This window comes from Streptomyces sp. CO7 (assembly GCF_053474865.1).
Genome location: NZ_JBRIOU010000001.1, coordinates 297,961 through 305,252, shown reverse-complemented (window position 1 = coordinate 305,252; position 7,292 = coordinate 297,961). Strand labels below are relative to the sequence as shown.

General features: G+C 76.1%; 3 protein-coding genes and 1 pseudogene. 2 read left to right on the top strand and 2 right to left on the bottom strand.

The window, feature by feature from the left end:
• Positions 1-176: pseudogene (locus ACOV8S_RS01390) on the top strand (copper homeostasis protein CutC); the annotation flags it as partial.
• Between the two features lie 450 nt (positions 177-626).
• On the opposite strand, the gene ACOV8S_RS01385 reads toward ACOV8S_RS01390, so the two are convergent.
• A complete protein-coding gene (locus ACOV8S_RS01385; protein WP_448315485.1) occupies positions 627-2,708 on the bottom strand; it encodes a HelD family protein in 2,082 nt (693 codons plus the stop codon).
• Positions 2,709-3,011: 303 nt separating this feature from the next.
• Here ACOV8S_RS01385 and ACOV8S_RS01380 point away from each other — a divergent pair, with 303 nt between their 5' ends.
• Entirely contained in the window at positions 3,012-4,655 is a 1,644-nt protein-coding gene (locus tag ACOV8S_RS01380) for a DNA repair helicase XPB (RefSeq protein ID WP_448315669.1), read from the top strand.
• Between the two features lie 174 nt (positions 4,656-4,829).
• Here the strand turns inward: ACOV8S_RS01380 and ACOV8S_RS01375 are convergent.
• Positions 4,830-7,292: helicase-associated domain-containing protein (locus ACOV8S_RS01375; RefSeq protein WP_448315484.1), on the bottom strand; the 2,463-nt coding region annotated here is incomplete at its 5' end.

Genomic DNA, 7,292 nt, shown 5'->3' with positions numbered 1-7,292 from the left:
GGCTGATGGTCGGCGGAGGGCTGCGGCTGGACCACGTGCCGCCGCTGCGGGCGGGCGGCGTCCAGGCCTTCCACGTCGGCGGCGCGGTCCGCGACGAGGGCGGCTGGGCGGGCCGGGTGTCCCCGGCCGCGGTCCGCGCCTGGCGCACCGCGGTGGACCTCGTCCCCGCCGCCTGACCACCGCGCCGCGTGGTCGCGTGGCCGCCTGGTCCCTGTGCCGCCCAGCCGCGTGGCCGCCCGGTGGCCGAGCAGTTCGGCCGCGCTGTCGGGCGGGTCGGCGGTCCGGTGACTGACCGGTGGCCGAGCAGCCCGGCCGTGCCGTCGGGACGGTCCGCGTGGCCGCGCGGTCGCCCGGCCGCATGGGTGCCGGGCCGCCGAGCCGTGCAGCCGCGTGGCCACCGCGCCGCCGAGCCGCGCAGCCGCGTGGCCACCGCGCCGCTCAGTCGCCCGGCCGCCCAGTGGCCGAGCAGCCCAGCCGTGCCGTCAGGCGAGTCGCGTGGCGCCGGGCTGCCGAGCGGTCGAGCCGCCGGGCCGCGTGGCCGCCGGGCCGTGCAGCCGCGTGGCCGCCGAGCCGCCCAGCCGTCGGGTCGCCCGGCACCGCGGTAGCCGGGCGGCCGGGCCGCCCCGTCAGGCGAGTTGGGCGGGCAGGGCTGTCGCGTGGGTGACGACGAGGCCCGAGACGGCTCGGGTGAGGGTGACGTAGAGGCGCCGCAGGCCGGTGCGTTCGTCGGGCTCGCCGTCGACCACCGCCTGCGGCTCGTCGAGCACCACGTAGTCGTACTCCAGGCCCTTGGCCAGCGAGGCCGGCACCAGGGTGAGCCGGACGGCGGCGGTGGTCTCCTCGCCCGGCGCGAGGTACCCGATGCCCGCCGCAGCCAGCGCCTCGGCCAGCGCCGGCACCCGCGCGTCCGCGGCGATCAGGCCCACCGACCCCTCGTGGCGCAGCAGTTCCTCGCAGGCCGCGACGACGGCCCCGGTGTCCTCGACCGGCCGGATGTCGAAGAACCCGGGGTTCTCACGGACCGAGGCGACCGGCGTGAGCCCCGGCGCGATGTGCGGCAGCAGCCGCGAGGCGTACCGGATCACGTCCGTCGGCACGCGGAAACCGGCGGTGAGCTCCTCCACCGCCCCGTCCGGCTTGCCGAGGTGCCGCAGCGCCTCGTCCCAGCTGCGCGTGGCCCACGGCGTGGTGCCCTGCGCGAGGTCGCCCAGCACCGTCGCCGAGCCGGTGGTGCAGCGGCGGCCCACCGCGCGGTACTGCATGGGGGAGAGGTCCTGCGCCTCGTCCAGCACCACGTGCCCCAGCGACGGCGTCCGCTGCACCAGGTCGGCCGCCTCGTCGATCAGCACCGCGTCCGCCGCCGACCACTTCGCGGACCGCACCGACCGCGCCGGCTTCGTCCACAGCAGCAGCTTCTGCTCGTCCTCGGTGAGCACGCCGTCCGCCTGCTCGGCGAGGAACTCCGGGTCGGACAGCAGCCGCAGCACCAGCTTCGCCGGGTCCACCGGCGGCCACACCGCCTTGACGGCCGCCTTCACCGCCGGGTTGCGGGCCACCGAGTCCTGCACCCGGTCGTCGGGCGCCTCCCCGGACTGCTCCATCCGCACCAGCACCGCGTGCGCGATCCGCTGCGGCAGCGCCTCCCGGGCCGCGCCGTAGCGGATGTCCCGGCCCAGCAGCTCGGTGACGATCTCCTCGAGCTCGTACGCCGGGATCCGCCACCGCCGCGAGCCGCGGACCACCACCACCGGTTCGGCGGGCATCGTGACGTGCGAGCGCACGGCCCGCCGCACCACCTCGGCCATCCGCGCGTCGCCCTTGAGCAGCGCGGTGGCCGGCTCGTCGGCGCCGCGCACCTCCACGTGGGCGACCAGGTCGTCCACGGTGGCCTGCTTGACCTCCAGCTCGCCCAGCGCCGGCAGCACCTGCTCGATGTAGTGCAGGAAGGAGCGGTTCGGCCCGATCACCAGGGTCCCGGTGCGGGCCAGCCGCTCCCGGTAGGCGTACAGCAGGAACGCGACCCGGTGCAGGCCGACCGCGGTCTTCCCGGTGCCGGGACCTCCCTGCACGCAGACCGTGCCGCCCAGCCCGGCGCGGACGATCTCGTCCTGCTCCGGCTGGATGGTCGCCACGATGTCGCGCATCGGGCCGACGCGCGGCTTCTCGATCTCCTGCTGGAGCAGCCGGCTGGTGGTCTCCGCCTCCGCCGGGTCGGTCAGGCGCTCGTCCTCGTACGCGGTGAGCTCGCCGCCGGTGTAGCCGAAGCGACGGCGCAGCCCGATGTCCATCGGGTCCTTGCGGGAGGCCCGGTAGAACGCCTGGGAGACCGGTGCGCGCCAGTCGATGACCATGGGGTCGCCACCGGCGTCGTGCACGTGTCGCCGCCCGATGTAGAACTGTTCCCCGCCGGCGCCCTCCGCCCGGTCGGCGCCCGGCGCGTGCAGGAAGTCGAGGCGGCCGAAGAACAGCGGGGTGTCGCTGAGGTCGGCCAGGGACCGGATGCGTTCGTCGATCTGCCGGGTCAGGATCTGCGCGTTCACCCAGTTGGCGGTGACGTCGCTGATGTCGAGGGCCTCGACGTCCTCCCGCATGGTCCGCAGCGCGGCCCGCGAGGCCGCCAGGTGGGCGCGCTCCCGGGCGAGCGGGCCACCGGTCGGAGGGACCTCGGCGGGGGCGTCGGACGGGCTGGACGGGGACGGGCTGGACACGGCATGCCTCCGGACGTACGTACCTGATGGTGTGCGGTGACGGGCCGCCGGGCGCGAGGCGCGGGGGCGGCGGGCCGGCCGGTTTCCGTCCGGTCGGCGGCACTCCGGGGCACGGAGGCGGGAGACGCGGGATCCTACGCCCCCGCGCGGGGGCGGCGCCAACGCGTTTCTCCCGCCCCTCGCCCCGGCCCGGGGCGAGGGGCGGGACCGGTCGTGGCCCGGGTCACCCCTCCAGCAGCCCCGGGTGATGCACACTGGACGTTTGGCCGACGAGGTGCGGCCATGAGGGAGAGGTGGCGCGGGGTGAACGGTCCGCTGATCGTGCAGAGTGACAAGACGCTGCTGCTGGAGGTCGACCACGAGCAGGCCGACGACTGCCGTCGGGTCATCGCGCCCTTCGCCGAACTGGAGCGGGCGCCCGAACACATCCACACCTACCGGATCACGCCGCTCGGCCTGTGGAACGCCCGCGCCGCCGGGCACGACGCCGAGCAGGTCGTCGACGCGCTGGTCACCTACAGCCGCTACCCGGTGCCGCACGCGCTGCTGGTCGACATCGCCGAGACGATGGACCGCTACGGCAGGCTGACGCTCTCCAAGCACCCCGTCCACGGCCTGGTGCTCACCACCACCGACCGGCCGGTGCTGGAGGAGGTGCTGAAGTCCAAGCGGATCGCCCCGCTGGTCGGCGCCCGGATCGACGCCGACTCGGTGGCCGTGCACCCCTCCGAGCGCGGCCAGATCAAGCAGACGCTCCTCAAGCTGGGCTGGCCAGCCGAGGACCTCGCCGGGTACATCGACGGTGAGGCCCACGCGATCGACCTGCACGAGGACGGCTGGCAGCTGCGGCCCTACCAGCGGCAGGCCGTGGAGAACTTCTGGCACGGCGGCAGCGGCGTCGTCGTGCTGCCCTGCGGCGCGGGCAAGACGCTGGTCGGCGCGGGCGCCATGGCCGAGGCGAAGTCGACCACGCTGATCCTGGTCACCAACACGGTCTCCGCCCGGCAGTGGAAGTCCGAACTGGTGCGGCGCACCTCGCTGACCGAGGACGAGATCGGCGAGTACAGCGGCACGAAGAAGGAGATCCGGCCGGTCACCATCGCCACCTACCAGGTGCTGACGACCCGGCGGAAGGGCGTCTACCCGCACCTGGAGCTGTTCGACTCCCGCGACTGGGGGCTGATCCTCTACGACGAGGTGCACCTGCTGCCCGCGCCGGTCTTCAAGTTCACCGCCGACCTGCAGGCCCGGCGGCGGCTCGGGCTGACCGCCACGCTGGTGCGCGAGGACGGCCGGGAGTCCGACGTCTTCTCGCTGATCGGGCCCAAGCGGTTCGACGCGCCGTGGAAGGAGATCGAGGCGCAGGGGTACATCGCGCCCGCCGACTGCGTCGAGGTGCGGGTCAACCTCACCGACTCCGAGCGGCTGGCGTACGCCACCGCCGAGACGGAGGAGAAGTACCGCTTCTGCGCGACGACGGCCACCAAGCGGAAGGTGACGGAGGCGCTGGTCCGGAAGTTCGCCGGGCAGCAGATCCTGGTCATCGGGCAGTACATCGACCAGCTCGACGAGCTGGGCGAGCACCTGGGCGCCCCGGTCATCAAGGGTGAGACCAGCAACGCGCAGCGGGAGAAGCTGTTCGACGCGTTCCGCAACGGCGAGATCAACGTGCTGGTCGTCTCGAAGGTCGCCAACTTCTCGATCGACCTTCCGGAGGCGACGGTCGCCATCCAGGTGTCCGGCACGTTCGGGTCCCGGCAGGAGGAGGCGCAGCGGCTGGGGCGGGTGCTGCGGCCGAAGGCCGACGGGCACCAGGCGCACTTCTACTCGGTGGTCGCGCGGGACACCGTCGACCAGGACTTCGCGGCGCACCGGCAGCGGTTCCTGGCCGAGCAGGGGTACGCGTACCGCATCGTCGACGCCGACGACGTCCTCGCCGCCGACTGACGGACCGGGGCGCGGGCGGTCCGGCGGGCGCCGCCCGCGGTCCGGCGGGCCGGCGACCCGGCGGCGCGCCACCGGGCCCGCCCGCGGTGCGGCTGTCGCGTCCGTCAGGCCGTCGCGCCCGGGGCGCCTTCGGTGGCCGTCGGGCCGTCGCGCCGGGTGCGCCCGTCCCGCCCGTCACGCCTCGTCGTCGAGTTCGGCGGCGCCGGTGATGCGGTGGAGGGGGTACGTGCGGACGCCCGCGGCCGTGTGGTCGTGGGCGGTGACGAAGCCGCCCTCCACGCTGAGCGGCGTCAGCACCCGCTGGGTGGCGATGCCCGCCGCGTCGAGGTGACCGATCAGCACGCGGGTGCCCGTCATGACCGCCATCTGCAGCGTGGCCAGCGTGTCCGCCGCCGAACCGCGCGGCAGGTCCCCCTGGGCCCCGTCCGGCGCCAGCAGTGGCGCCGTCGAGGCGTCGTCCCCCGCGCGGATCGCCCGAACCGCGGCGGACAGCGCCGGTCCGTCCGGCGTCGGCGGCCCCTCGGGCACCGGCTGCGGCACCGCCCGCGGCGGGGTCCGGTGCGCGGCGGCGCGGGCGATCAGCACGTCACCCTCCGGCGACTCCGCGGCCGGGGCGAACCCCATCGACCGCAGGCCCTCCAGCAGCGTCGTCGGGTCGGTCCGCGCCGCCAGCACGGTGGGCGCCAGCCGCCGCAGGCCCAGCCCGGAGGACCGTCCGTCGGCCAGGATCTCCTCCAGCACCTTCTCGTCGTCGCACCGCACGTACGAGGAGGACGCCCCCACCCGCAGCACGCCGTGCCGCCGGGCCACGTCGTCGATCAGGTAGGCCAGCGGCTGCGGCACCGGCGTGCGGGAGTGCGCGGCGAGGAAGGCGTGCAGGTCGGCGGCGGTGCGGCCGGAGTCCAGCGCGCGCCGCACCGAACCGGGCGTGAACCGGTAGACCGTGGCGCCGCCCTTGGACTCCACCTCCGCCAGCACGTCCAGCGTCTCGGCCAGCGGCCGCACCAGCGGCCCCGGCGCGACCGCCGTGAGGTCGGCCTGCAGCAGCACGTGGTCCAGCGGCGCGGGCAGCAGCGGCGTCAGGACCCGGGCGGCGAGGTCCGCGGCCCGGGCCTGCTCGGCCGGCGGCAGCGGAGCGGGGATCGGCTCGGGACGGCCGGTGGCACCCCCGGGGTGGTCGTGGACGTCGTGGTGACGGTGGGCCGGGAGCTTGTCGCCCGGCCCGGCGTCCGCGACGGCCGTGGAACCGTGGCCGCCTGCTTCCGCCCCGTCGGGCGTCCCGGCCTCCGCCGGCTCCCGCACCTCGCCCAGGAGCAGCGCGCGGCCGTGCGAGGACAGCGCGCCGCGCCCGCTGACGCCGAGCCGTTCGGCCTCCTCCAGCGTCCAGCGGGCGATCCTGGTCCGCAGGTCCTCCTCGCCGCCGCTCGGCCCGCCGGAGGAGCCGGCCGAACCGTCCGCCCGCCGCAGCGGGCGCTCCCACTGGAGCCGCTCCAGCAGCGACCGTTCGTCCGGCGCGGCGCCCGACGGCAGCGAGGCCGCCAGCGTCAGCACCCGGTGCCGCACCTCCGGCGCGGCGGAGCGGTCCAGGCCGGGGCCCAGCGCGGACAGCGCACGGTCCTTGGCGTCCCGGCCGCCCACCACGCCCGGCGTGCGGGTGGCCGTCAGCCAGGCCTCCGCCAGCCGCGCCCAGCGCTCGGCGGGCGGTCCGTCCAGCCACTCGTCGGAGGCGGGGGTCGGCGCGTACCGCTCGTCGGCCTCGCCGTCGGAGGCCAGCAGGCCCGCCGCGAAGGCGAGCTCCAGCCAGAACGCCGCCTCCGGCTCGGACACGCCGAGCGACACGGCGGTCCGCTTCAGGTCGCGCACGCTCAGCCCGCCGGCCCGCAGCACGGCCGGTCCGCCGCCGTCCCACAGCTTCAGCAGGTCCTCCACCGTCACCAGCGCCTGGTACGCCTGCCCGGCCGCGGTGGCGTCCACCACCTGCGGCGGGTGCTGCGCGGCGGCCCGCACGGCGGGCGGCAGCGGCTCGGTGACCCGGTGCGCGCGCCCGCCGCGCAGGTGCAGCGCCACCTCGCGGGGCAGCACGACGGTGCCGGGGGCGATCGGCAGCAGCAGGCCGCGGTCCATCAGCCAGCGCAGCCGGGGCGCGGGATCGTGCGTCACCTGGCCGTAGGGCGGGCCCCACACCAGGCGGTCGAGGATCTCCAGCGAGTCGGCGGGCGCGTCGGACAGCAGGTCGGACATCCGCTGCGGGTCGGTGAACAGGTCGGTGAGCGCGGTGACCGCGGAGACCGCGTCGTGGGTGGACGACAGGCCGGCGGTGGCCAGGATGTCCTGCACCCGGTTGGGCGACATGGGGACGGCGGCCTCCGCGACCGTCGGGCCCAAGCCGGTCGGCGAGGGGTGCCGCGGCGTCGGCGCCATCACCTCGCGGGCCGTGCGGACCAGGCGCAGCCGGGCGTCGTCGCCCCACACCAGGGCCTGCTCGCGCAGCTTCGCCACGGCGTGCGGGAGGGCGCGGGCCACCGGGGAGTCGACGGCGTGCGGGTCGTCCCCCTGCTCCCCCGCCATCAGCCGCAGCAGCTCGTCGTAGGACGCCGGGTCGGCGGCGACCGCCAGCGCCTCGGCGGTCTGCAGGGT